Consider the following 25,047-nt stretch of genomic DNA (forward strand, 5'->3'; position numbering starts at 1 on the left):
AAAAAACGCGTTAAAATGAACAGATCAAAAAACATAAATAATAAACTAGGTATGGTGGTTCTTCCCATGACTGCTATCCCAAATCCGGATCCACGTGAGCCAAGCCCAGACTTGTCCGAGTCAGAGGAAGAGGAGGCCTCTAAAGAGGAAGAAGAGGCCCCTAACACCGACCTATCTGGCCTCAAAGACGATCGCACCCATAACAAGGAGGAAGCACAGGCCGAACAGAAAGAAAAAGATGACAAAGATAAACCCGACCTTTCTGGTGACATCAACGTTTAGATCATAGCAAAATGACCCTATATTTTTACGTGGGGCGTTTCCGTGGGGGCATATACCTCTCGGCATCAAAACATCGTAGTCAAGATAATATTTATCCCTTAACCTTTTCGAGGTGGGAAGAAAAACAGTTTTGGATTTATTTTAAAATAGATCCAAACAGCCTTTCCCATTTTAATCAATTCTTTCGACGATAAATTTCGCGACCGGAAGGCTAACATCAAGGATAGCGAAAAGCTGACCATAAAATTAAAGAACCCTATAATTCCAATTCCTAGAATGCCCCAAACCCATATGTCGGTAGAGAGCTCCATCCCATGACCAAATAAGCCCAGGGCCAAATTTCCACTGGCAAATGTAATATGCCTAATGTCAAGATTTAAACCTAAAAAAAGTCCGATGGAAGCTGTTGAACCCATAAAGATCCCGAACCACACGTTAGACACGATTCCTGCCCATTTTTTTTCATAAAACGAAGCTATCTTGTTTGTTTTTGCTTGTCCAAATATTTTTTTCAACATGGGGTGTTCCTGAATACGATAATATACCGAGTTATGCTTGTCCCGATTTGAAATACTGCCGGCAATAATTCCAGAAAGAAATAAAAAAACACCTGCAATAGAGGCATGCAAGACCAAGGGCGTCTTTATCGGATTGAGGTCATTGACCAGATGCAACCACTTGGCACTCGCAATATTGACCTGAAACAATTGTTGAATTGCCCAAATAAGAAAAAGACTCATCGGAAAAGCCATCAAAACGTTACCAACAAAAGCAATAAACTGAGACCGAAATAATCGTGCAAATAATTCGGCAAATATCCAATACCGATGCTTGCTGGTCCCCTGTTCGGCAATCCCCTGCTCAATTGCGTTGACCAATGCTGAAGCTGTCATTGCAGGTTGTTTGGTGGCTAAGGTAGCACCAAAGAGATAAATTAACGTAAAGCCAACAGCATAATTCAGGCTATATAAAAATGCATGACCAAACTCACTGCTGTGTACCTTACCTAATAATAATTTAACGATGCACATTACGCCCACAATGAGGCCGCCACCGCAGGCAGAACGGAACATTTTCCAATATTCCTGCCGACCTGAAGTAATATAATGTTCTCCAGTCTGTGCAGTATGATGAGTAATCTCGTAGGCTAAAAGCTGTGTACTCTGCCCAACCAATTTGCGAATATTACTTTTTCGGGAATTGTATCCAATAAGGGTCATTGCCAGTGCAATCGTCTTTTCCTTTTTTTCTTCCGGATGATCAATCACTAAAAAAAGCAAGATTTCTCGGATCCTTTCAAGTTGTTGCCGCATGCGCAAAAGTGATTGATTAACCTTTATGGAAATTCCGAAACGATGTGAATTATCGAAGGCAGTTTCAATATACGATTCGCATTGCTTATGAAGTACCAAAATTTGTTTATAAGTCAGATCATCCGAAGAGATAAACTTATTGTCCGACTGCAAAATACGATCATTCAATTCGGTGAATTCCCGCATAATGGCTATAAATGGACTATCAAAATTTTGAAACTCAGGTACCATCTTATTTACATCCGTTTCCATTGCACGCCCCGTAATGCGTTGAACCAACAGTTCCAACCCATACAATATTTCGATCATTCCAAAACCAGTTTCATCATCATAAATTGTTTCGAATCCACATAAACGAAAGAGTTCATCGACCTGCTCTTGCGAAACCGTAGCAATCCAATCGGCATCACCAGGTTTATAAAAAACCTGATTTAATATATATTGCAAAGTAGACTTAGGTGGCTGAAAAGGTAAGTATCGCTCGGTGATCCTTTTTTTAAGCTCGTAAAAAAAATCCGCATAGCTGATAATTCCTGTATCTGAAATCAATTGATCAAAATCTTTACTAGCCAGAATTCTTTTTAAATAAAGCTGAAAGCTTTCCAGCTCTTCAGGTGCGGCATGGAGATAGTCCAGCAAAAATTGAATATCGATCTTATAGAGCAGATTGGTATGCTTGGGACGAATGATATCCACGAGTAGAACCAAAAAATCGACGCTTACATAAGACGAGTCTTCCAATTGAGTTTTATATCGTATAAACAAACTGCTTACCTGCTGCTCTTTATCCTGTTCTTTTTTCATAAATCATAAAATCCCTGATTTAGATACCAAATTTAGGTACATTTTGTTTTTTTAAACTGAAAGAATAACACGCTACATTGTGTCAAATAGCCACTTGATTAGATGATTTTGATCATTTTGCTGCCCTTTTCATTTTCATAATTTTATAGCTAAGAAATTATAAATCAAAAGTTAAGCCCAACGTAAAAAAAACAAAAATGAAAAACTACGATAAAGTAAAGTCCGCAAAATTATGTTACGAACATATCGGCGGAAAACTCGGCCAGCTCTTATTGGAGGCGTTAATAGCAAAAGGCTGGCTAGCAAAAAAAGATCCCATCGATAAAGACCTCTATATTACCGAACTCGGAGAATCCCAATTGACAGCATTTGGTGTTGACTTATCACAAATTAAAGCGTAACCATCATGAACTTACTCTTAGATTACGACAATTTCTTTCTACCAGCACAGGACCTGGATAGCGCCAAGGAATTTTATGGAAATCAACTTGGTCTTGAAACTAAATTCGATTTTTCGGATAAGGGAATGATTGCGTTCAAAATAGGCAAAAATGAACCTGCAATCATTCTTAGTACAGTACAACATACCAAACCGACTATTTGGTTTACTGTTGACAATGTGAAAACTACATGTGAATATTTAAAGGAAAAGGGAGTCGTATTTTTAAGCGAGCCATTTGAGATCATGACGGGTTTAGCGGTTGAATTTAATGATCCATTCGGAAACAAACTTGGAATAACAGATTATTCCAAATCAAATAAAGTTTGATGAGTACCGTTTAAATTGTCTTATTATGATCTAGCCAGCGCTTAAGGGCAATGAGCTACGGCTGTCCACGATATTTCTTAGACTGTAAAGTTTAATGGAATATATCGTATCTTGCTATCCAATTTTAAACCAAATATCACTTCAATGCGAAGAATTATCTATTCAATAGTAGCTACCGGTCTTATTTTTACAGGATGCGCAGGAATGAAAGGTCAGGGCGATAATAATGGCTGGAAATCCTTATTTGACGGAAAGGACATCAATGATTGGTTTGTCAAAATTCATCATCATGATGTTGGTGTGAACTACGGAAATACGTTTAGAGTTGAAGATGGAATGATTAAGGTCAGATATGATCAGTATGATGATTTTAATGATCAATTTGGCCATTTATATTATAAAACACCCTTTTCATATTATCATTTAAAATTTGAATATCGATTTGTAGGCGAGCTTCATAAAGGTGCCCCCTCCTATACACTTCGTAATAGCGGCGTTATGTTTCATTCGCAGGATCCCAGAACAATGTTGAAAGAACAGGATTGGCCCATTTCTGTCGAAATGCAACTTTTGGGAGGACTGAGCGATGGCCAGCCCCGCCCTACAGGCAATATGTGTTCTCCTGGAACCAATGTGGTCTATCAGGGCAAAATAGCTTCCTCTCATTGTTTAAATTCTACTTCGAAGACCTATGATGGTGATCAATGGGTTAAAGGGGAATTGATTGTATTAGGAGATTCGTTAATCAAACATATCATTAACGGAGATACCGTATTAGAATATTCAAGACCTCAGATTGGAGGTGGAACAGCCAATGGGTATGACCCCAAAATTAAGATCGATGGTAAGTTGCTCAGCAGTGGATTTATTGCATTACAGAGTGAAGGTCAACCTGTAGATTTTAAGAATATATGGATTAAGGAACTACCTAAACCAAAGAAGTAATTAATTTTTCCAACAGAGGCAACATATTGATTTTAAACTTAGCCGTTTAACAAGGTCAACTCCATTTTTATAGTTATACAAAATTCTTGATTTAGATAAACCTTAAATAGTTGCACACTGTCTTATAGTCAGCCAACTAATATCTAGATTTATACATAAAAAATCACAATATGGATAAAATCACGATAAAAGAAATTGCAGAAGTAGAGAACCAACTTTTCTTGGCGCAGCTAGCCAGTAATGTAGACGGTCTTAATCTCCTCCTATATGACGACCTAGTTGCTGTAGCACCTGATGGTCAAATGTTAACCAAAGAAATGGATCTAAATGCACACCGATCAAAGGCTATGATTATTGAAAATGCTTCAACAGAAATTGATGAGATCAGAATAATTGGGGATACCGCGCTTTCCGTTACTACGATGACGGCAAAAGGCAAGGTAATGGGAGCACCATTAGAAGGAAAATTTAGATATTTTAGGGTATGGAAACGCATTGACAACACACTAAAAGTCATTGGTGCCAGTTTTATGCAATTGCCTTAATAAGGGAACGGAAAACTGAAAATTCGGTTTTCTAATTTTGTCGTTGTAAATTTATACAGATGGGTATAATAAATAATAAATCTAGGATTATATGCAATGCAAAAATGAAAAAATACACTTTTTTTCTGGCTTGTATTTTACTTTGCTTTTTTATTTCTTGTCGAAATATTGGCAAACCTGTTGATAAACAAAAATCCGGTTCTTACTTCATCGATTCAAAAGGGCAGATAGCTTATTGTCAGAATGGAAATTGGTTTAGCTTGGGCATTTCACAAATGCAGGCTGATGCAAAATCATTTGAGGTTTTGTCAGAAGATATAGCTAAAGACAAAAATGCGGTATATTTTCGTGGCACGACTCAAAAACTCGTGGACAAGAATTCCTTTTATGTCGACAATCAGATTCCAAAAGATCGTTTTCATGTCTATTATATCGATCAGGCCTTAGGCTTTAATATCATCCAGGGAGCAGATCCAAAAACATATGAGCTCGTAAAGGATCATATAAACTGGGCACGCGACAAGGACCACTACTTCTACAGTAATGACATGATAAAGGCAGATCGGAAAACCTTTTCGTTCGTCAATGACTATTTTTTAATGGATAAAGATTCAGTTTATGTCTCTCCGAATATAGGTACCTTTAAAGCAGTTGCTGCTAACGCTGGAAACATTGAAGCCATAAACAAATATTACATAAGAATTGGCAATACAATTTATTACCCACCATTTCAGCAGGGATCAGATGTCATAACAAGGTCCTTTAAGACCATTGATAAAATTCGTGTACTTGATCAGGATCATATTAGTGTTGACAACAAAACGATCCTATTCAGGGGGAAAAGCTTCAGGTATGAACAGGTAGATGCTCCTTCCTTTGCGTTATTCCCGATTGATGAAAAGAATGATGTGTATGGAAGCAACTCCTATTCAAAAGACAAGAATAATGTGTATTATAATCAGGAAATAATTCCGGGTGCCGATATGAAAACGTTTATACCTTTAGGTCACGATTTCGGAAAAGATGCAAAAAATGTCTTTTATCAAAAACAGCTACTTGAAGGAGTAGATGCAAATAGTTTTAAGAAGGACGGTGATTTTTATAAAGACAATCGGGGCAATAAATTCAGCGCCCTTACAGGAAATAAAATCTAATGCCCCTCTTTTGAATACTAAAACTTACTTTTTGTATTCAAAAAAAGCTTGTCAAGGGGAACTTATCGATTGAAATTTCCACCTCGCAAACTATTTTAATACAGCTAGTCAGATTTTAGGCGCAATACATCAAACATGCGTTGATATTCAGGTGTCTCGAGATTATACTTTTTAGACTCACGAATAACGTAAGCTGTCAAAGATGCCAACTCTGTTTTCGGTCGTTTATTAAGATAATCCGTATGCATGGATGAAGTCGCATCGTAAGGCATTTGCTCCATTTTGTCCAAGGTCATATGTACAATATGATCAGCAATAACGACTCCTTTTTCCTGAGCTAATGTTGCAACCTCCTGAATAAGTTTAATAACCGCATCTTTCTTCTTTGGATCTTCCATTATCTGACCAATAGAACAATCAAAATAAGAAGTAGCTGTGGCCATAGCGGAAATAAAAATAAATTTATCCCATATTATTTTCTCAATTTCATCGGAATAATTCACATGGATATCAGCCTGTTGCACAAGATGATATAACCTATCCAGTCTCTCATCATGTTCTCCATTCAATCCGAAACTCATTGTACCCCATTTTCCTGTCACTTCAATTACTCCGGCAGCCTTTAACCGGGACACAATATAGGCGCAACCATCCACCACCAAATTATTCGGATAATATCTGTTGATACGTTCTTTACTGTCCACTCCATTCTGTAAGGGTATGAATACTGTATCTGCGCTCACACACGGTCCTAATAAGGCCATCGTATCTTCAAGATCATAAGATTTAGTACAGAGAAAAATGTAATCCATTTTTGTAAAATTTTCAGCCTCACTGGAAGCCTTATAAGGCTTCGCTATAAAGGTTCCTTTTTCCAATAACAGCTTTAAACCATGTTGGTTAATCTCCTCAAGATGATTACCTCGCGCCAAAAAATTGATATGAATATCTGTGTTTTCATACTTACGCGCTAACATACCACCAAAATATCCGCCCACTCCCCCCAGGCCCACAATTAATATATGCTGTTCCATTAATTTATTTAATTCGTATTCCTTATCTGTATTCAACCTTAAAATAAATCTAAAGTGAATATAAAGGAACTTTTGACAACACACAACTTATCAATGTCAGGCGGAGATCAATTATTCAGGAACAACTTTTCTTTTACCATTACTTACAAATTTGTTAGTAACACACAAATAGCTGCTTTACAACCAGAAGCAAGTATTTGCCTTTACATTTGCTCGTATAATTAATCACGTACAGCAAGTTTTTATTTATGAAAAAATACGCATACATCGGAGCTTTGGGTTTTCTCGCAGTAATCACAACCGAGTTTGGCATTATTGGCATCTTGCCCCAAATAGCCGATCATTATCATATCAGTATCGACAAAGCAGGTTATTTATTAAGTGCTTTTGCCTTGGTCATTGCCATAACTGGGCCATTTATGACATTGTTGGCTTCGGGATTCGACCGCAAGAAAGTCATGTTAACTGCCATCGCTATTTTCTTAGTCACGGCGATTGTCTCTTCATTATCTCCTCCTTTTTGGTTATTACTTACTGTAAGAATTCTTCCCGCCTTTCTCCAACCTGTCTATATTGCGACAGCATTATCTGTCGCCATTTTAAAAGGGGGGAAGCAAAATGAAAATGAACTTATGAGCATTGTTTTTAGCGGTGTTGCAATTGCTATGGTGACAACAGTGCCCTTCGCCACCTACATTGCCAGTCTCTACTCCTGGACATATTCTTTCACGATACAGGCTATTGTCAGTATTATAGCACTGCTGGCAATCTATTTCGCTATTCCTCCTTTGCCTGTAAAAGAAAAAAAATCCTACGGCAGCCAGATGAAAATATTAACCAAACCCATTTTTATGGTCAGTACCGCAATGAATTTCTTTATGGTATCAGCTTGGTTTTCTACTTATAGTTACTTCGCCGAATATTTAAACAAAGCAAAGAATATGGATAGTACCATGGTTAGTTATATGCTATTTGTATTTGGTATTATCGGAGTCATTGCTAACTGGGTGGCAGGGAAAATGCTCAACCGAAATATTACGGTTACCACCGCATTTTTCTTATCGGGTACACTGATTGTTCCACTATTGCTACATTTTTCTGATGGCAACACTTTAGCTACAGTCTGTACGATTGCCTTATGGGGATTTCTGTATTCTCCCAGCTTCTTAAACGCATCTACTTATATGATTTCTTCCGCCCCCGAGGCGCTAGAATTTGCCAATAGTCTAGCGACTTCATTTGGCAATCTCGGGGTGACTGTGGGAACTACCGTAAGTGGCTGGATTATCGTTTCAAGAGGTGTGGAGTTTTCGCCCTGGCTAACGATGGGCTTTGGTTTTCTAGCCTTTTTGATGATCGCCTTACGGCAGCTTTTAGAAAGACGCAACGCCATAAATCAAATCACCGTGGTACAGTGTACACAGCAATAATATATTTTGCCGGTATTATAAATAGCCAATGCACGACAATTTAGATCTAGTTAGCTTGGATAATCATTCCAGCGCGAACTAGATCTAACGCTTTCTCCTTAAAGACCATCAATAAGATACCAACTCAGAATAATACCTATGACAAAAATTAATACGGCCACAATTGTGATGCTATTTGAAGTTTGAGTAAAGTTTTCTTCTTCGATTTGTTTGTTCGTTTTACGATATTTAAAGAAAGCGACAATAACCGTCAATGCACCAATGACCACAATGGAAACGCCAACAGCACCAGAATGTTCATGCTGGGAGCCTGCAACTACATCTTTTTTTAGAATGAGCTCAATCTGACGAATAAATAGTGAAAACTTAACAACCACAAAACCGAATCCCATAATCCCTAGGCTTGTCCGTATCCAAGCAAGGAAAGTTCGTTCATTAGCAAGATGGTCATTTATCTTCTGTGGCACAGTATTATTAGACATTTGAAATAAATTTTGATCAACAAAAAGTTAAAAGAATTTAAAAACGTATTTCATAGCCTTAAACAATATTTTATCCCCGTGAATATGCTTCAGCGCATTTATTCCACGCTTCAGTGAAAGTATTAAGATTAAGAAATACTGTTGTTTGTTCACCTATAAACGTCGCAAAACTTTGAAAAGTTTGAAAAATAATTCAAATCTTCTTTATTTCAAATATTTTTTAGCAATGGGATACCGAAACCCGCAGACGAGGAAGGAATAAGTTTCCCATCTTTGACCAGATATCCCGACAAATCCACATCATCAGATGTACTTGTAACCCCTTCAATGGTTACGGTATTTCCGAGCCCTCCGGCTAAATGCGCTGTATAGTAGCTCTTGAGAAGCGATCCCCAGGCATGTGGAGATGATTGGGCTCCGAGTTGTATTAACTTTGGCATTAAGTTTCTCCAATTCGTAAATCCAAGGCCTTCAATATCCGTAAGGTGAACATCCAGCAGTTTCTTTTCAAATAAGGTTCTCAGCAAGTTCTGATCAGGATCTGCTTCACCATCCGCCAGCAAGGTATTTATGCCTTCCGATTTTAAAAAGTCCCTTAGCTTTTGATAATCCATCACCGTTTCATGAAAAGGTTCTTCAATCCAAAAGAGATTTACCATTGGGATACCTTTTAAATATTGAATAAATTGGTCTGATGTAAAACCGTTATTTCCATCAACTAAAATTCTGCAGTCAGGAAATGCGTCTGCCACTGCTTTTGTAACCTCTATATCCCGTTGAAGTCCTTTGGAAAAAGGCATCCATTTATGCCCCCTTCCAATCTTTAACTTGAATTGCCTGTAACCCACTCCATAATCATATTGGCATTCCTCAAGAATACGGTCAATGCCTGAAGGCTTATCCGCTGGTTCTAAGTCATCGAAATAGATCATACCACTATAATAATCCGTTATGATCGGATCTTTTCGACCAAGTATTTCATAAACAGGTTTATTTAAAATGACTCCGGCAAGGTCATGAAAGGCCATATCAAAGGGAATATGTGTCTGCAGCAGCGTACCGACTTTGGGAGAAAAAAGAGCTGACATTTTCTTGCCTATCAATTCTCCCGAAATTTGTTCAGCTTCACGTCTTGAGCCACGGAGTGAGGCCCAGCCCATTGCTCCCTGGTCTGTCCTTATAACACAAATTTCCACATCGGGTCCATAACCATGTAGGTCGAGACGGGCATTTTTGCCCACAAGCCTCGGATAATTCATCTTTACGGTAGAAAATCTGATATCTTTTATCTTGTGATAGGACAGTACCTTGTTTCCTGGTTCAGCATCAGAGGAAAATAAAATTTCATTTGCGTAACCTTTATACAACGTAGCTGAGGCAATGCCAAAATTCAGCGCCTGAATAAATGTTCTTCTTTTCATAGTTGATTTATTTCAATTATCCGAAACCGTCAGGATAGACTTGTTTCTAGTTTTTTTCTTTACACCTGCATAGGCATAACCAGCGACCTAACCAAAGCTTTATAATTAGTTTATAAATATCCATATGAAAGATACTACATACGCATTTGTATTTATTGACAAGGCGTATCAATTGCTGTACAATTTGTATCACTTTTTCTCTACATGTCCCTGTCGTGTACAATTACTGTGTGATCGTCTTTACTGGTTCGGCTGACCTATTACCTTATGTCAATACCATATAAAAAAATCTGCATATAAATACCTATATCTTAAATTTTCCTTTATTTTGTATACATGCGCATATTGGTAACAGGATCTTCGGGAAAATTGGGAAGTGTAACAGTTCAGAATCTACGTCGGGCTGGACATGATGTTACGGGAGTTGATTTATTGGAAAGCGATACCACTGACCAATTATTAGATATAAAACGAGCCGAGTCAGTTACTGAATTCACAAGTGGTTATGAAGCCATTATCCATGCTGCAGCGCTGCATGGTAGACATATGGATTTGAATTATAGCCGGCAAAGTTTTATAGATACCAATATAACAGGCACATTAAATCTGTTAAATGCCTGTGTAAAGAACGGAATAAAGCGTTTTCTTTTTACCTCTACAACCTCCATATACGGCAATGCACTTGTTGATGCGGAAAAGGCGGTGTGGGTTACAGAGGAACTTATAGTCCAACCCCGTGATATTTATGATATTACAAAACAGGCTTGTGAAGAATTATGCAGAGACTTTTTCGAAAAAGAACAGCTAATGACCAGCGTCTATCGCGTTGGCCGATTTCTTCCAGAGCCCGATAACCTGATGCTAAATCATCGTTTGTATCGGGGATTGGACGAAAGAGATGGAGCGGAGGCTCTTAGATTGGGCGTCGAATCCAACGTCACGTCGTTTCAGATTTTTAATATTTCTAGCGGTTCGCCTTTTGAAATGGAGGATTTAATTGAACTAAAATCTAACCCTTCCCATATCATCGCTAAGCGTATCCCAAATGCCATTGAAATATACCGACTGAAAGGCTGGAGTTTTCCAACATCGATAGATAGAGTCTACCGAAGTGATAAAGCAAAGCAATTACTTGGTTACACTCCGCAGTATACTTTCGAATTTCTTCTCAATCAACTTCCATAAAACAGCAAGACGGCACTTTAGTTATTGATCTACACCGATAAAAACGCCTTCATTTTATTTATTGCTTGCAAGGAAATAGCTAAATCTTTGTTGAGCACGATTTGTCCACTTGATTTTTCCCGAATAATTAAATTAGCATATTGTGTTCTAAATAATGAAAAAAGTGGCCTTTCCTTTAGCGGTAGATACTCTTCAACAATAGAAACTGCGTAACTATCGAAAACATATTCTTTTTTTCCAATGCTTATCCGGTCACTGAATAGCGTACAACGGTTTTGCCGATAGGTGGAAACAAGTAAGGCGGGTAAAAAAACAATCCAAAGAGAGCAAAGGCCCCAAAAGAAATAACCGTACTTGTACCTGAGATAATTCCCAAAAGATTATAGAGTGATCCGAAAATAATAAAGGGCGCCAAGACACCATAAAAAATGAGTGTACGCTGTGATAGATTGATTTTCATACTAATCATAAAAAATTGATTTAATACACCAAAATAGTTAAAAGCAAAAGGAATCTCCCACATAATATAATTATCGCTTTGATCTCCTTAATATTCGTCCACTATCAATAAATAAGGGTAATACTTTTGCCATATTTAGTCGGCTGTTTTTCTATCGCCAGATTCTTGTCTGAGCTTACAAAGCATATGAAACAAGTCTCAAAAAACAACAAAATCTATATAAGTTTTCCAAATTTCCCAGTATAGATTAGGATAAGGGTAATCATATCGAATAGCGCATGTGAAATGATTGAAACCCAAAGATTATTATTCCTTTTTTTATATAAAATACCCCAGTACAATCCTCCCAAACAAGCAGCTATAACAGCAAATATATCTTGCTGCAGATGATAGAGACCGAAAAGAATACTGGTTATCACGATAGGCATCCAACGTCCCATTCCTCTAAACAATCTTTTTTCGAGTATATTCTGGATATAGCCCCGAAACACAACTTCTTCATAAAATCCACCAATAATCCAAGCTGCAACAATTGTCATGATCAATCTTGCCATACTACTCCGGATAAAATTATACTCCGTATAATCGGGAACATTAAATAAATGTTTGATAACTGGAATATATATTATCTGCATAAATATTACCCAGGCTAATGCAGAGAGAATTCCTAAAAGAATAGCACGCGAAGAAAGGTTTTTCATATCTATTCCCAAATCCCTCAATGTCTTGCCTTTTCTTCTTAAAACAAGAAAAATTGCTGGAAAACAAATCACGGCATAGGAATAAAAAGGTAATGGCACAGCATGTGGAAATACGACAAGAAATAGGATGAACCCGATATCCTGAATTATTGAAAATGCTTTCCTTTTCATAGGTTCAGTTATGAAGTGTGTTTTATTTTCTGAAATTTAAGCAACCGTAACGCCGAAAATATGTCCTATTAACGCGGTCACCCCCATTGCTATTGTTCCCCAGAAACATATTCTGCCTACTGCAACTCCGATACTCGAGCCACCAGTCTTGGCCGCAATCGCTCCAAGAACCATTAAAAAAATAATCGTAAAACCATACTGCAGATAGACCATCTGCTTAATTGGAGCAAGCAAAGAAACGCCAAATGGCAGTAGCGCTCCAAGCGCAAATGAGCCTAGAGATGCCATTGCCGCTTGTAGGGGTCTAGCTTGGGTAATCTCATTTATACCCAATTCATCATGTGCATGGGCGCCCAATGCATCATGTGCCGTTAGTTCACGTGCAACCTGTAAGGCGGTTTCTTGACTGACGCCTCTTCTTTCATAAACTTTGGCTAATTCCTGTAGCTCGATTTCAGGCATTTCTTCAAGTTCCTTTTTCTCACGTAGGAGATCGGCCTTTTCGGTATCTTCCTGTGAGCTTACGGAAACATATTCTCCTGCTGCCATAGACATTGCTCCCGCAATCATGCCCGCTAATGCTGCCAAGACAATGGTATTGCGTTCAGGGCTTGCCGCTGCAACTCCAATTACAATACTCGTCGTCGATAACAAGCCATCGTTGGCACCTAACACAGCAGCGCGAAGCCACCCAACCCGGTTGACATAGTGTTTTTCTAATGGATGGTGCATATCAGTATGTATTTGTGAAAGATGCTTAAATTTAGCAATTATATTTATTTAAAGCTACTCTGATCTCACTGTAAGTCAACAACCTATCAAATTATCTACAGTGCCATCCTGATTTTTTCCCGATTGTGGGTATCCCTTTTAACCATTACCTTTCAACATTTCGCAAACTTTATTCCACTCAAGCACTTAAAGAGAAGGTGTAAAGAATCTTGCTTAATTAATAGCTATTATATTCGGAGATTGTTCGGTGCTTCTTCGGTGCTTGTTCGGAACTTCTTCGGTACTTCTTCGGTTGGGAGCGAATAAATAGCGACTAAGCTCCGAGGAAAAAGCGTCGATTGTATGAGTGAATATCGAAGACTATATGAGATTAAACTTACCGCGTATGGGAGTTGGTTTCCTTAATGTATATTTCCAAATAGCCTGATGCATCTTAAGGATATGTTAAACTTTTTGTATTAACACTTTTTAACGATGTTAAATGGTAGCTTTAGCAAATATTATAATTTACATCAACCACAAATGCCCTTTTTAGACCATGTTCTGCAAGTTCCTACCTACGGATGGAAAGACAACGATGGAAACCTCGTAAAGCCAAGCAAAAAAGAAATTTTCAAAGAATTCTTCAGACGCCTCAATATTTTTAAAGATAAACGAAATTGGTTACCCTTTTTTAGCTGGCTAAAAGTAGCTTGCCTCATCCCCTTTTTTATCATCTTTTTGGTGTACCACTTCAGTTGGTGGACTGTCTTGGCAGCATTTATCTACAGTATGATTGTTATGGGGACCCATGGTACGATATGGCACCATCGATTTGCAACACACGGCGCATTTAAATTCCGGAACGGATTCTGGCGTTTTTTCACACAGAATCTAACGATTAATGTAATTCCAGAAGAAATATATGTGATTTCACATCATGTTCATCACGCAAAATCTGACACCCCCGGTGATCCTTATAATGCACAGGCTGGTTTTCTATACTGTTTTTTAGCCGATGTAAATCATCAGCCTATTGCCAAGGACCTAACTGAAAATTCATATAACCGTGTCAAATTACTGATGCGACATACAGGTGTAACCGCCAATAGTTATGCACAATATCGAAAATGGGGGTCGTACGTAAATCCTTCTCATGCTATTGGATCCTGGATACTAAACTGGGCTTTTTGGTATGCCATTTTCTATTTGATCGGTGGCCACGCACTTGCCTGTACACTCTTTGGCGCGGCCGGTTTCTGGGCAATCGGTGTACGGACATTCAACTATGAAGGCCATGCAAAAGGTGAAGACAAGCAACGTGAAGGTATTGATTTCAATGAAAAAGACAAATCAATAAATCAGTTATGGCCCGGCATTGTAGCCGGTGAATGGCACAACAACCATCATTTATATCCTAAGAGTGCGCGGAGTGGTTTTAAACCTTATCAGATTGACCTCGCTTGGTGTTATATCAAAATGATGCATAAACTCGGCGCAGTCAGCAGTTATCGGGATGATAAGAAAAGATTTGACGAACAATATCGTATCCCCTACCTAAAATCTAAGGAATAGTAATCAATGTCATCAATCATATACTCCAGGGTTCTTTTGACGCACTATTTTATATTTTAATTCTTTTGACAATTTTCTAGCGTTACTATTTCTACGGAGAAAGCGAAGATTGTTAAATATCTATGGTAAATAGTGATTTTTCTTTGAACTTAAGCAAAGTGTTCGGCGTTTCTTATCACCATAAAGAACGCCGAACAATACATAGACCTTTATTTTTCCGCATAATAGAGATCAGCAAATATTTTTGACAGATTCGCAGGTTCCTCTCGCCATGCGGCATACATACCTTGTCCCATTTCATCCGGGACGATATCAAGTTTTCCGGCAGCTACACTTTCTAAAATCTTTATAGCTATACTATCTGGGTCTGGCATGTCCCAGTCACTTCCCTTATTCATATCGGTAGCAATCGCCCCGGGGTTGACAGCGAAAACCTTCACATCATTTTTAGCCAGTTCGATCCGAACAGATTGCGTAGCGGAATAAAGAGCTGCTTTGGAAGCGGCATACCCAGCAATCGAAGGTAATGGAGAATAGGCTGCTATCGAAACAATGTTAATCATCATAGATGGTCTATTCTGTATAAGAATTGGCGCAAATGCACGCATCATCTTTATTGTTCCAAAATAATTTACCTCCAGATCTTTTTCCATCCCTGATGGCTCTCCTTGTAAAATATTCCCTGGGCTTAAGGTTCCTGCGTTATTGATCAGAATTTCAGTATCTGATGCAGCGACTGCAATCCTTGCTACTTGTTTAATATCTGTGATGTCTAGCTGTAAAGGTACTATCCGATCATCAGCAAATACTGGCATCTTTTTTAAATCCCTACAGCTTGCATATATCTTCCCTGCTCCGTTGTTGAGCAATGCAGTTACCAGTGATTTGCCTATCCCTCTATTGGCTCCTGTAACCAAAATGACTTTGTCTTTAAAAATTTGCATCGTGTTTTTTCATTATTTAACACAAAGCTATACTGAAAGATAATCTTATAAAATCCGAAACTTGCGATAATGTTAACATGCCTTCTTGAATTCAAAATGATTGAAACATTGCGCTATCTAGAAATAATATAGCAGGTTTATATAGGGATAACTTTAGACCAGGACAATAAATTCGGAAATATCGATCCATAAACCAATTGATTAGCTCAAACTAAGAAGTAGTCACCTTTATCAAGGCAGTGTACAGGTCTTCCGGTTTAACAGGTTTGATTAACCAATAACTTATAGCTAGAGAATGACAAAGCGGTTCTATATCTTGCTCGTCAGCACTAAAAATGGGAATGATGTTGTGCTCAATATTGTTATTAAATTTTTTTTCGCGAATATTCTTTATTGTTTCGATACCACTGATAATAGGCAATTGATTGTCGATCAAGATAGCATCAAAACAGCGTCCTCCTTTTAACATCTGCAATACTTCAAATCCAGTTTTTGCCTGTACGCTATCAATATTCTTTAAGGATAACATCCGAGACAAAGCATTTCGTTCAGATTCTTCTTCTGCAACAACGAGTACATTCTTTATTTTTTTTAATTCCTCCCACTCATTTATTTCCCAGATAGAACGCACCTGAATATTGAAAAAGAAGCGGCTGCCAACACCTAAAGTGCTTTCCAATTTCAATTCACTATCCATCATTTTAAGCAGTTTATTGGATATCGTCAATCCTAATCCAGTTCCGCCATAACGTTTAGTCATCGAGTTATCTTCTTGCGTAAACGCATCAAATATCCGCTCCAATTTATCCGCTTTGATACCTATGCCTGTATCTTTGACACTAAAGCACAGAACAGCCTGGTCAGCATCATGTGATTCTACTGTAATGCTTAGTTCAATGGTTCCTTTCTCGGTAAATTTTGTGGCATTACTTAATAAATTCATCAATACTTGCTTGATGCGAAGAGCGTCAACCCAGATGTAATGTGGTACATCGGCCGCGATATTCAGATAAAACGCTAGATTTTTGGTTTTGATCTGCAGATTAAGAAAGTTCGTCAACTGAATAACCAGGTCGTGGAGATCGGTCTGTTCAATTTCCAGTTCTAACTTTCCGGCTTCAATTTTAGAGAAGTCTAGAATGTCGTTTACGATCCCAAGCAATAAATTAGCGGATTGATCAACGATCGTAAGGTATTCCCGTTGCGTATCCTCCAATGCTGTTCCAAGCAATAGATCGGTAAAGCCAACAATGCCATTCAGCGGTGTACGAAGTTCGTGGCTCATATTTGCCAAAAATTGTGATTTTGCTGCATTTGCCTGCTCGGCTATTAATTTTGCCTTTTCCAGCTCCTCGCGTTGATGAATAATCCGACTAATATCTGTCGCAATCGCAAGATAACCAATGATATTGTCGTTAATATCCCTAATATGAGTAACTGCTAAGGAAACATATAATTGAGATCCATCTTTTCGACAATAGGTCCACTCGCGCTGCTCAGCACCGTGCAGCTCTGCCATATCTACAAAGAGCCGAAGTTTATCTACTGAATGTCCCAATTCGACCTCCAGTTCTTTCGCCCTCAAAACAAGTTCCTCTTCTAGGTGAAAGTGTGCAATACCAAATTTACCAATCACTTCTTCACTACGGTATCCCAAGAGGTTTTCGGCCCCTGTGTTAAACAATGTAATTACACCAGCATTGTCGGTCGCAATAATACCGACAGCAGAGGTTGCTTCCAACACTTCTGCAAGTAATTTTTTTGAATTGGAAGACTCTGCTTCGATACGTTTACGCTTATCAATATCCTGAAAAGTACCATATAAACGGACACAATGACCATTTTCAAAATCGGCATTTCCCAAGGCACGTATCCATAGTTCATGACCAGCGAAGGTGACAATCTCAAGTTCTAAATCCCAAGCTTCTCCCGTAGCGAGTGCGTGTTCAATTGCAGTCTGTATTTTTTTTCTACTTGACCCCTCTTTATAGAACTGTAATGCAGTTGTCAGATCTGGTTCATAGTCTTCAGGTGCTTCATGAATCTCTCTCGTAATTTCGGACCATACTATCTTCCCATCAGCAGGTGTATATTCCCAGCCGCCAATTCTAGCTACCCTGCCGGTCCGTATCAATGTGGCCTGTGCATGCTTAAGTTTCTTTTCTAGAAAATGTTCTTCTGTAATATCGACTGCATTACCAATCACATAAGGTATTTTTTTTTCACTGGCCTGGAGAATATTGTTAAACATCCAGATACGCATGTCACCCGAACGAGTCATGGTACGCATTTCTCCTTTGATTGTTCCATGCCGAACAATCGCATCCAGGTAGTTTTGTAAATTTTTGTGCCCCTCCGATGGAACAATATCAAAAAGTGATAATACCTGAATCTCATCTCTCGTATAGCCTAAGATCCTGGCTCCAGCATCATTGACGGTGATGAAATTTCCTTTCAGATCGTGGGTACACATAAGCCCTTGAGAATTATCGAAAAATGCTTTCAGCTTTTGTTCACTTTCCTTGTATTTTTCTTTCTCCTTTCTGTTGACAATAAGCGCAACAACTTCATCCCGGAGAAGAGTTAGAATTTCTTTCTGATGCTGGTCGAGTTGCCTTGGAACACGATCGATAACACATAGCGCACCTAAGGCATAGCCATTGGGATCGATTAATGGTAAACCAGCATAATAACGGATATTTGGTTCTCGGGTAACAAGCTCATTGGATTTAAAACGTTCGTCTTTTTCAGCATCTTCAACTTCCATCAGTTGATCTTCTTCCAGGGTATACTGGCAGAAAGATACATCCCGTCTGGTTTCTTCAGTCTCCAAACCAACGCGCGACTTAAACCACTGCCTGTCTTTATCCACCAAAGAAATCAATGAAATAGGTGTACCACATACAAGCGATGCGATTTTCGTAATTCGGTCAAACTCTTCCTCGGTTGCGGTATTTAAAATTTCGTATTCGTGCAATATGCGAATCCGATCTGATTCATTCTTTGGGGATAATTTAGCAGTCATTCAAAAGCTTCTATTGTTATTAATGTTATCTTCGAATTCCTTATTGGTCCTCATGTATAGCTTGCTCTAGCGTACAAATGATTTTACACTATTTTTAAACATTGATTTGAATCATTCCCACGCCCATCTAAAATAGATTTTGTATTAACTCTTCTGGTTCTATGGTAAAACATCGAAAACCAGCGCTAATAGCATGATAAATATAATCATGAACACCGCTACGTTAAAATAGTTTTAAATAAAAAAACAAACTATTAGGTTAAAAGTCTACCAACAATAAGTACTTCACTCCCACCTACCATTTGCGCTTAAAATTATCCAAAGCCAACTGTTATCCTTTCCTAATAACACGCGACCTGAAACGAACATGCAATAAATGTAACGAATAATATATACCTGTGTCGATTGAAAATAGAAATCATCAAAATCTTTTAGAACTGTTCTGTCTTTGGCGCCCATAAAGGAGAAGATTATATCAGTTTTTCAATGCGAAAAAAATATTTTAAAAAAAATTGAACTTGTGAAATCCAAGCTTTCCAAAAAGTCGTAAATGGGTATAAGTACAGAGAAAAAATTATAAACTAAAAGACTTTTGTTATGGAAAAGATAACCTCCCACAACGAAACACTATTGAACTCCAATAGTGACATGGACAAAAGAGATCTCAGACGAAGAGACTTTTTAAAATATGCAGGAGCCAGCGCAGCGACATTAGCCATACTCGGTATGTCGAGCTGTAAAAAAGACCACGACGATGGTATGGATAACGGCGGCAAGGGCATGTATTTTGGCAGCGGCGACATTGCTATCCTAAATTATGCCTATGCACTTGAACAACTTGAAGCCGCATTCTACATCCAGTTAGTCAATAATCCCTATAGCGGTATGACGGATATGGAAAAAACTTTTTTTACCGATATCCGTGATCATGAAATCGCTCACCGTGAGTTCTTCAAAGTGGCCTTGGGTGCCAAAGCCATTTCAAGTCTCGAATTTAATCTAGCTGGCGTCAATTTCAATAGCCGTGAAACAGTACTGGCAACAGCAAAAACATTTGAAGACCTTGGTGTTTCGGCTTACAATGGTGCTGGTTGGCTAATCAAAGATGTCAATTATTTACTATTGGCAGGTAAGATTGTTTCTGTTGAAGCACGACATGCCGCTTGGGTCAGAGATATGATCGACAACGGCAGTTTTGCCAATCAAGAAGTAGTGGATTCAAATGGTCTTGATCTCGCAAAGAGTCCAAGCGTGGTGCTTAGTGCCGCTGCACCATTTATTAAGTCCAAGATTGATGTTAGTGATCTACCAACCTATTAATTCATCCAAAATCTGATTATCATGAATCTCTTAAACGTTTTTGAACAAATAAATGCTGTAGATCCTGAATTCAGCGATCGCATCAGCCCTCGCCGTGAAGCAATCAAAAGTTTGGCTTCCATGAGTAAAAAAGTAACCTTGGCTGCCCTGCCCTTTATGATAGGTGAACTCTTTAAAAAAGCCTACGGTGCCACTGCGCCCACAGATGTAAATGGTGTACTCAACTATGCCTTGACATTGGAATATCTCGAAGCAGAATATTACACAATGGGTGTTGCCAAGGCAGGTCTTATCCCCACAGGTAAACCACTAGGTGCGATAACCACCATTCGTGACCATGAAGTTGCACATGTGAATTTTCTGAAACAGGTATTGGGCAGTAAAGCTGTTTCAAAACCAACCTTTGATTTTACTGCTGGTGGCACTTTTGGCAATGTTTTCAGTGACTATGATACATTTTTAGCTGTCGCACAAGCATTTGAAGATACTGGTGTAAGAGCTTATAAAGGCCAGGCGGGAATTTTACTTGGCAATCGCGTTGTACTGACCGCCGCACTGCAGATCCATTCGGTTGAGGCAAGACATGCCTCCCATATCCGTCAAATGCGCCGTGCCCGCGGAGGTGGAGCCGCCAATCAAAAGCCTTGGATTACCGGAAACAATGACAGTGGTATAGGAGCAGTTGTCGATCCGGTTTATGCAGGCGAAAATAATGTGACACAAGCGGGAGTGGATATTACGACTTTGTCAGGCGCCTCGGGGAAAATTTCGACCAATGCAGCCACTCAGTCATTCGACGAACCTCTAACTGCAGAAGCTGTACTTAATATTGCAGGTTTATTTATAAAATCCTAACAAAAGACGTAGTTTACCTGTTTTAGCGTGTCCTGATCGGTTTATCCCATCAGGGCATTTTTTTATATATTATATACTCCCCATTACACATAATGCGCTGAGCGTTGGAGCATCTTTCCCGCCTTCATCTTCCAGCGTAATGGCAAAAGCCTGTGCTTTGGGAATATCGAGCATCTTACTTGCCGTGTCTTCTTTAGAGTCCAATGGAAAAACGCCTGCATTAACAGGTTTACCGTCAACCATTGCCCACAGCTGATATTGCTTTCCTTTAGGTGCAACTGGCATGTGCTCAATACTCAGATAAACTGCCTTTGATTCCTGATCCCAAAATACCAAGGCACGGTAATCGGGTTTACTTTCTACGCCCTTAAGAGGGATCGTTTTGATCGCTGGGTTTTGAACGAGTGCCCATTTGTTCTGTAATGTCGCTACTTTTTCTTGTTCAGCATCAAGTAAGGACGTCGTCTGATTTAACTTATTTACTGTATCCTGTTTGCGTTGATATAAGAAAATATTGGCACCAATACTAACAGCTAACAATAGACTCGCTGCAACCGTCCACGTATAAGACCGAGCACCGAGCGTTTTCTTGTCGGCACCGATAGCAATTACTTCGCTATGGCCTGTCGATGTCGGTTGGAGTACTTCGTTGACTTCCTGATCTTCGCTCGGCACAAGATTTTCCGCTATAAGTTTATTCCATATCTCTTGTTTGAGCTGCATAGGCATCTCCATCGCTTGGCTATCAGCCAACTCTTCGAGTGCAGTTTCCGCTTCGATGATGGCCTGTTCCACTTCGACATTATTTTTTCGAATACAATTCAAGATGCTCACTTCCTCTTCAGAAGCCAGCCCCAAAACGTACGATTCAATAATCCCCGACGATATGTATGCTCTAATATCCAAAATTAACGATACTCCTTTAGTAATTGTTGTAACTGTATAAATGCCGCTCTGGTACGAGTTTTTACCGTTCCCAGCGGGACATCAAGTTGTTCAGCTATTTCTTGTTGTGTATATCCTTCATAGTAGGCCATCTCAATCAAGATACGCCATTCAGGCTTCAATTTATCTAAAATATTTCTGAATCCAATAAAATCTGCTTTCGTATGTAGTTCGTCCTGACTTTGATCTTGTTCTTCCTCCCTATTTACGATATTTGAAAGCGGTTGGTTTTTCTGTTCGTTTACGATCGCTTTTGATTTTCGATGATCGAGGGCTGTATTACGGGCAATGTTGATCATCCAGGTATAAAGACGGCCTTTTTCGGCATCGAAAACATCGATGTGTCGCCAAATTTTGACAAATACGTCTTGTATGACTTCTTCCGCATGCTCAGTTGAAGCCACTATACGACAAACCACCCCAAAGAGCGCATTGGCATAGTGATCGTAAAGATAACTAAAAGCCTGCTGATTCTTCTTTTTCAACAAAAGAATCAATGTTTCTTCAGAAAGGTTGTGTAATGGACTCAAATTTCACGTTTATAATGATCTAAAGATGGAGATTAAAAATCAGAAAAAAAAGCAACTAAAATAAAATAAGTTAAAGTACCTATAAAACAGGTTAAAATACCTAATACCTTAGCCAGCATTTCTTTTATCAGCAATCAATAACATATCACATGTTGCTAGATAAAATTCATCAATTAATTGGATAATAAAATCATTTCTTTCGTTATTTACAGCGAGTCCCACCCAATTTTTGGAGGGAAGATATTTACTTCGGGTCCATTGAACAGGCTGTTCCATCTGTTTTTCTGAGCGTAACCACTCTAATCCACTATCGTTGAAATATATCTTTTCATTTGACAAATCCATCACGATGAAAGGTCTTTTCTTAAAATAAAAAATACTCATATCAAGATCAGCAATTATATTCATTCGAATATGTTTTTTGACCTGCATATATGCATTTATACGGGTTAGTGTTGACATTTATTTATCTTTATTGGCTATTAAATCTTCATAAATTTCCATGAACATTCAAAACGGGTTAACTGTTCATTAGACAAGATCAAAGCTATTCGAATTAGCGGGACAAGTGGGGGTATAATTTGTTCTAATAGGTGGAAAAAATGTAAATTTAAATAGAAAACGTAACGTATAGGGCCGCTAATTTAGCCAAATAAACCGATGGCTCGCCTTTTTGCACCCTTACTAGATTTCGGCGAATCGTAAAATGCCTGCACGGATTGTAAATACCACCATTGAACCAATGTTGGAATGGTTTAAATTTGATAAACAACAAAAGATATGCGAAAAGACAGTAAAAGCAGGTCATTTATTAAAAAAATTCTAGGCTTAATTAGTCTTATCCTTATGGTGACAAATGGTAAAGCACAGCAAATCACGCACTACTTTCCAAGCGGAAAAGATAAGGCAAAGACAATCAGTGGACAGTATGGTGATAATAGCGGAATTTGTCTTTTTGAAGATGGCAAATTTCTGTTATATGGTTATGCTACATCTGTTTTTGGGTCCTATATTTTTGAAAAAGATTACCTGCTTTTCTATCCGGATGAAGCCCCTTTATTTCAACTGTATGGGCGTTACAATGCCAACTTCAAAGACAGTACTCGTTTCAATTTGGCAGGTTTTGAAGGCGGGAAAACTTATGTACAATTTGATAATGACAGCACACATCGGGTTTTCAATGACAAGGCAAACTGTTTCAGCCCCCCTTTTGTTCATCAGGAATCCAAACCGGTTCAATCGCTTAAGTTTATTGTACAAAGTCAGTATATGGAAGATGATAGCACTTATCAAGTCTTTCAGTATACCAATGCAGGAAAATTCAATGATTTTATAGCTGCTTATAACAAACCCCAACGTGCGCGTCAAAATTTTAGTGCTTATCTATATTTAGCTGAAGGTAATAAATTAGCGATCAGGCTTTCCAATTATGGTGGAGAAAAAGGTTTTTTAAGAGAAAATCAAGACGGTTCAAATCAAGAGCATTGGAACGAAATATTAGCCATGAAGAAGGATTATGATCAGTCAAACTATACCGACCCCACAGAAATATTTAGCAATGCACATTACACAATATTTTACCCTGACCTCGAACAGTACATTTTAGATCCTGTCACCAAAAGATATATCAGCAAGTTTGCATCAGACAATGAAGCATTTTTTGCGGGAAATCCTGAGCAAGACGATCGGTATTTAAATAAGTACATCCGGCAGGGTCTGTCCTTTCTTCAAGATGAAAGATTCGATAAATCAAAACTAGCTGAGACCAGCTTATTCTTTACGAGCTGTGACGAACCTGAAAAATCATATCATCATGAAAATGGATCACAGCAATAATCGCTCAAAAGCCACAGCAATGATTCAAATAGGATTTTAGCACCAATAAGAGTTACAAACAGTGGCATAAACGGCGATTATTACGAGCGGGACCTCTTAAATATGGCTTAATTTTGGTAGTAATAACTGGATAACATATACACTAGTTTTATTTCGGCAAAGATGATGAATTATAAAACGATTATTATTGGACTGGGAATTTGCTCACTGGCAAGTTGTGCAACTCAAAAGGAAAGTATTGCAAATAGAAAAGAGACAGAAAGTGTATCCTTAGCTGAGGGACAAAGTATATCATTGCGAGAATATCCGATCAAGATCAAATTTAAAGGTATTTCAGAAGATAGCCGTTGCCCTGAAGGCGTCAACTGTATTTGGTCTGGAGTTGCGGTAGCAGAAATTGAGATCGCAGAAAAAGCAACCGAACCCACGATTATAAAGCTCGCTACAATAGATTTACAGGATAGAGGCTATCAAAGAACTGCCAATACCAACGGATATATCATTTCATTACAAGATATCGCCCCTTATCCGAACAAGGAACAAGGGACACAAACGCTACGGGGTAACTACAAAATCTCTGTTATCGTACAAAAAACTGTAAAATAAGCCC

General features: G+C 38.5%; 25 protein-coding genes. 13 read left to right on the forward strand and 12 right to left on the reverse strand.

The genetic code is table 11. The features are described 5' to 3' along the window. Positions 1–15 precede the first annotated feature (15 nt). Positions 16–282 carry a hypothetical protein gene (locus tag ACLCDV_RS19490; protein WP_411972015.1) on the forward strand — a complete coding sequence of 89 codons (267 nt, stop codon included), beginning with the start codon at positions 16–18 and terminating at the stop codon, positions 280–282. A 98-nt stretch (positions 283–380) separates the two neighbouring features. On the opposite strand, the gene ACLCDV_RS19495 is transcribed toward ACLCDV_RS19490, so the two are convergent. Next, positions 381–2,399, reverse strand: a complete 2,019-nt coding sequence (locus ACLCDV_RS19495; protein ID WP_411972016.1) for a hypothetical protein — start codon at positions 2,397–2,399, stop codon at positions 381–383. Between the two features lie 197 nt (positions 2,400–2,596). On the opposite strand from ACLCDV_RS19495, the gene ACLCDV_RS19500 reads away from it, so the two are divergent. From ACLCDV_RS19500 to ACLCDV_RS19520, 5 genes are all read left to right on the forward strand, one after another. Then, a complete protein-coding gene (locus tag ACLCDV_RS19500) occupies positions 2,597–2,800 on the forward strand; it encodes a hypothetical protein (protein WP_333574482.1) in 204 nt (67 codons plus the stop codon). Between the two features lie 5 nt (positions 2,801–2,805). Next, positions 2,806–3,168: a VOC family protein gene (locus tag ACLCDV_RS19505; RefSeq protein ID WP_411972017.1), complete on the forward strand. Its 363-nt coding sequence runs from the start codon at positions 2,806–2,808 to the stop codon at positions 3,166–3,168. A 144-nt stretch (positions 3,169–3,312) separates the two neighbouring features. Next, positions 3,313–4,113, forward strand: coding sequence for a DUF1080 domain-containing protein (locus ACLCDV_RS19510; protein ID WP_411972018.1), 801 nt, complete (start codon positions 3,313–3,315; stop codon positions 4,111–4,113). Positions 4,114–4,283: 170 nt separating this feature from the next. Further along, a complete protein-coding gene (locus ACLCDV_RS19515; RefSeq protein ID WP_411972019.1) occupies positions 4,284–4,658 on the forward strand; it encodes a nuclear transport factor 2 family protein in 375 nt (124 codons plus the stop codon). 59 nt (positions 4,659–4,717) lie between these two features. Then, entirely contained in the window at positions 4,718–5,812 is a 1,095-nt protein-coding gene (locus ACLCDV_RS19520) for a DKNYY domain-containing protein (protein ID WP_411972020.1), read from the forward strand. A 104-nt stretch (positions 5,813–5,916) separates the two neighbouring features. Here ACLCDV_RS19520 and ACLCDV_RS19525 read toward each other — a convergent pair whose 3' ends face one another. Further along, positions 5,917–6,846, reverse strand: coding sequence for a ketopantoate reductase family protein (locus ACLCDV_RS19525; protein WP_411972021.1), 930 nt, complete (start codon positions 6,844–6,846; stop codon positions 5,917–5,919). 248 nt (positions 6,847–7,094) lie between these two features. Here ACLCDV_RS19525 and ACLCDV_RS19530 point away from each other — a divergent pair, with 248 nt between their 5' ends. Beyond that, positions 7,095–8,276, forward strand: coding sequence for an MFS transporter (locus ACLCDV_RS19530; RefSeq protein WP_411972022.1), 1,182 nt, complete (start codon positions 7,095–7,097; stop codon positions 8,274–8,276). A 98-nt stretch (positions 8,277–8,374) separates the two neighbouring features. Here the strand turns inward: ACLCDV_RS19530 and ACLCDV_RS19535 are convergent, their stop codons facing one another. Together ACLCDV_RS19535 and ACLCDV_RS19540 are read right to left on the reverse strand one after the other, a co-directional pair. Beyond that, the gene (locus tag ACLCDV_RS19535; protein ID WP_205400685.1) at positions 8,375–8,758 is read right to left on the reverse strand and encodes a YidH family protein; all 384 of its coding nucleotides are present in this window, start codon (positions 8,756–8,758) and stop codon (positions 8,375–8,377) included. 209 nt (positions 8,759–8,967) lie between these two features. Next, on the reverse strand, positions 8,968–10,179 hold the full coding sequence (locus tag ACLCDV_RS19540) for an enolase C-terminal domain-like protein (protein WP_411972023.1): 1,212 nt from the start codon (positions 10,177–10,179) through the stop codon (positions 8,968–8,970). Between the two features lie 336 nt (positions 10,180–10,515). Here ACLCDV_RS19540 and ACLCDV_RS19545 point away from each other — a divergent pair, with 336 nt between their 5' ends. Next, positions 10,516–11,364, forward strand: coding sequence for an NAD(P)-dependent oxidoreductase (locus ACLCDV_RS19545; protein WP_317664705.1), 849 nt, complete (start codon positions 10,516–10,518; stop codon positions 11,362–11,364). 244 nt (positions 11,365–11,608) lie between these two features. On the opposite strand, the gene ACLCDV_RS19550 is transcribed toward ACLCDV_RS19545, so the two are convergent. The 3 genes from ACLCDV_RS19550 to ACLCDV_RS19560 all read right to left on the reverse strand — a co-directional run bounded on the left by ACLCDV_RS19550 (position 11,609) and on the right by ACLCDV_RS19560 (position 13,428). After that, positions 11,609–11,833 (reverse strand): hypothetical protein, encoded by a 225-nt coding sequence (locus ACLCDV_RS19550; RefSeq protein ID WP_411972024.1) that lies wholly within the window; start codon positions 11,831–11,833, stop codon positions 11,609–11,611. A gap of 206 nt (positions 11,834–12,039) precedes the next feature. Further along, complete coding sequence (locus ACLCDV_RS19555; protein WP_411972025.1) at positions 12,040–12,696, reverse strand: lysostaphin resistance A-like protein; 657 nt, start codon at positions 12,694–12,696, stop codon at positions 12,040–12,042. A 36-nt stretch (positions 12,697–12,732) separates the two neighbouring features. Then, positions 12,733–13,428 (reverse strand): VIT1/CCC1 transporter family protein, encoded by a 696-nt coding sequence (locus ACLCDV_RS19560; RefSeq protein ID WP_411972026.1) that lies wholly within the window; start codon positions 13,426–13,428, stop codon positions 12,733–12,735. A 474-nt stretch (positions 13,429–13,902) separates the two neighbouring features. Here ACLCDV_RS19560 and ACLCDV_RS19565 point away from each other — a divergent pair, with 474 nt between their 5' ends. Continuing rightward, positions 13,903–14,982 carry a fatty acid desaturase gene (locus tag ACLCDV_RS19565; protein WP_411972027.1) on the forward strand — a complete coding sequence of 360 codons (1,080 nt, stop codon included), beginning with the start codon at positions 13,903–13,905 and terminating at the stop codon, positions 14,980–14,982. A gap of 209 nt (positions 14,983–15,191) precedes the next feature. On the opposite strand, the gene ACLCDV_RS19570 is transcribed toward ACLCDV_RS19565, so the two are convergent. After that, positions 15,192–15,926, reverse strand: a complete 735-nt coding sequence (locus tag ACLCDV_RS19570; protein WP_333574471.1) for an SDR family NAD(P)-dependent oxidoreductase — start codon at positions 15,924–15,926, stop codon at positions 15,192–15,194. Positions 15,927–16,137: 211 nt separating this feature from the next. Next, the gene (locus ACLCDV_RS19575; RefSeq protein ID WP_411972028.1) at positions 16,138–18,951 is read right to left on the reverse strand and encodes a PAS domain S-box protein; all 2,814 of its coding nucleotides are present in this window, start codon (positions 18,949–18,951) and stop codon (positions 16,138–16,140) included. 597 nt (positions 18,952–19,548) lie between these two features. On the opposite strand from ACLCDV_RS19575, the gene ACLCDV_RS19580 reads away from it, so the two are divergent. Both ACLCDV_RS19580 and ACLCDV_RS19585 read left to right on the forward strand, forming a co-directional pair. Then, the gene (locus ACLCDV_RS19580; protein ID WP_317664693.1) at positions 19,549–20,271 is read left to right on the forward strand and encodes a ferritin-like domain-containing protein; all 723 of its coding nucleotides are present in this window, start codon (positions 19,549–19,551) and stop codon (positions 20,269–20,271) included. A gap of 21 nt (positions 20,272–20,292) precedes the next feature. Beyond that, entirely contained in the window at positions 20,293–21,126 is an 834-nt protein-coding gene (locus ACLCDV_RS19585) for a ferritin-like domain-containing protein (protein ID WP_333574469.1), read from the forward strand. A gap of 69 nt (positions 21,127–21,195) precedes the next feature. Here the strand turns inward: ACLCDV_RS19585 and ACLCDV_RS19590 are convergent, their stop codons facing one another. From ACLCDV_RS19590 to ACLCDV_RS19600, 3 genes are all read right to left on the reverse strand, one after another. Continuing rightward, positions 21,196–22,032, reverse strand: a complete 837-nt coding sequence (locus tag ACLCDV_RS19590) for an anti-sigma factor domain-containing protein (protein ID WP_411972029.1) — start codon at positions 22,030–22,032, stop codon at positions 21,196–21,198. Between the two features lie 2 nt (positions 22,033–22,034). After that, positions 22,035–22,601, reverse strand: a complete 567-nt coding sequence (locus ACLCDV_RS19595) for an RNA polymerase sigma factor (protein ID WP_075993773.1) — start codon at positions 22,599–22,601, stop codon at positions 22,035–22,037. A gap of 108 nt (positions 22,602–22,709) precedes the next feature. Beyond that, positions 22,710–23,009, reverse strand: a complete 300-nt coding sequence (locus ACLCDV_RS19600) for a hypothetical protein (protein WP_317664685.1) — start codon at positions 23,007–23,009, stop codon at positions 22,710–22,712. A 372-nt stretch (positions 23,010–23,381) separates the two neighbouring features. Here ACLCDV_RS19600 and ACLCDV_RS19605 point away from each other — a divergent pair, with 372 nt between their 5' ends. Both ACLCDV_RS19605 and ACLCDV_RS19610 read left to right on the forward strand, forming a co-directional pair. Further along, complete coding sequence (locus ACLCDV_RS19605; protein ID WP_411972030.1) at positions 23,382–24,437, forward strand: hypothetical protein; 1,056 nt, start codon at positions 23,382–23,384, stop codon at positions 24,435–24,437. 162 nt (positions 24,438–24,599) lie between these two features. Continuing rightward, complete coding sequence (locus ACLCDV_RS19610; RefSeq protein WP_411972031.1) at positions 24,600–25,043, forward strand: hypothetical protein; 444 nt, start codon at positions 24,600–24,602, stop codon at positions 25,041–25,043. Positions 25,044–25,047 lie beyond the last annotated feature (4 nt).

The organism is Sphingobacterium sp. Lzh-3, assembly GCF_046764375.1.
In the GTDB taxonomy this organism is placed as follows: domain Bacteria; phylum Bacteroidota; class Bacteroidia; order Sphingobacteriales; family Sphingobacteriaceae; genus Sphingobacterium.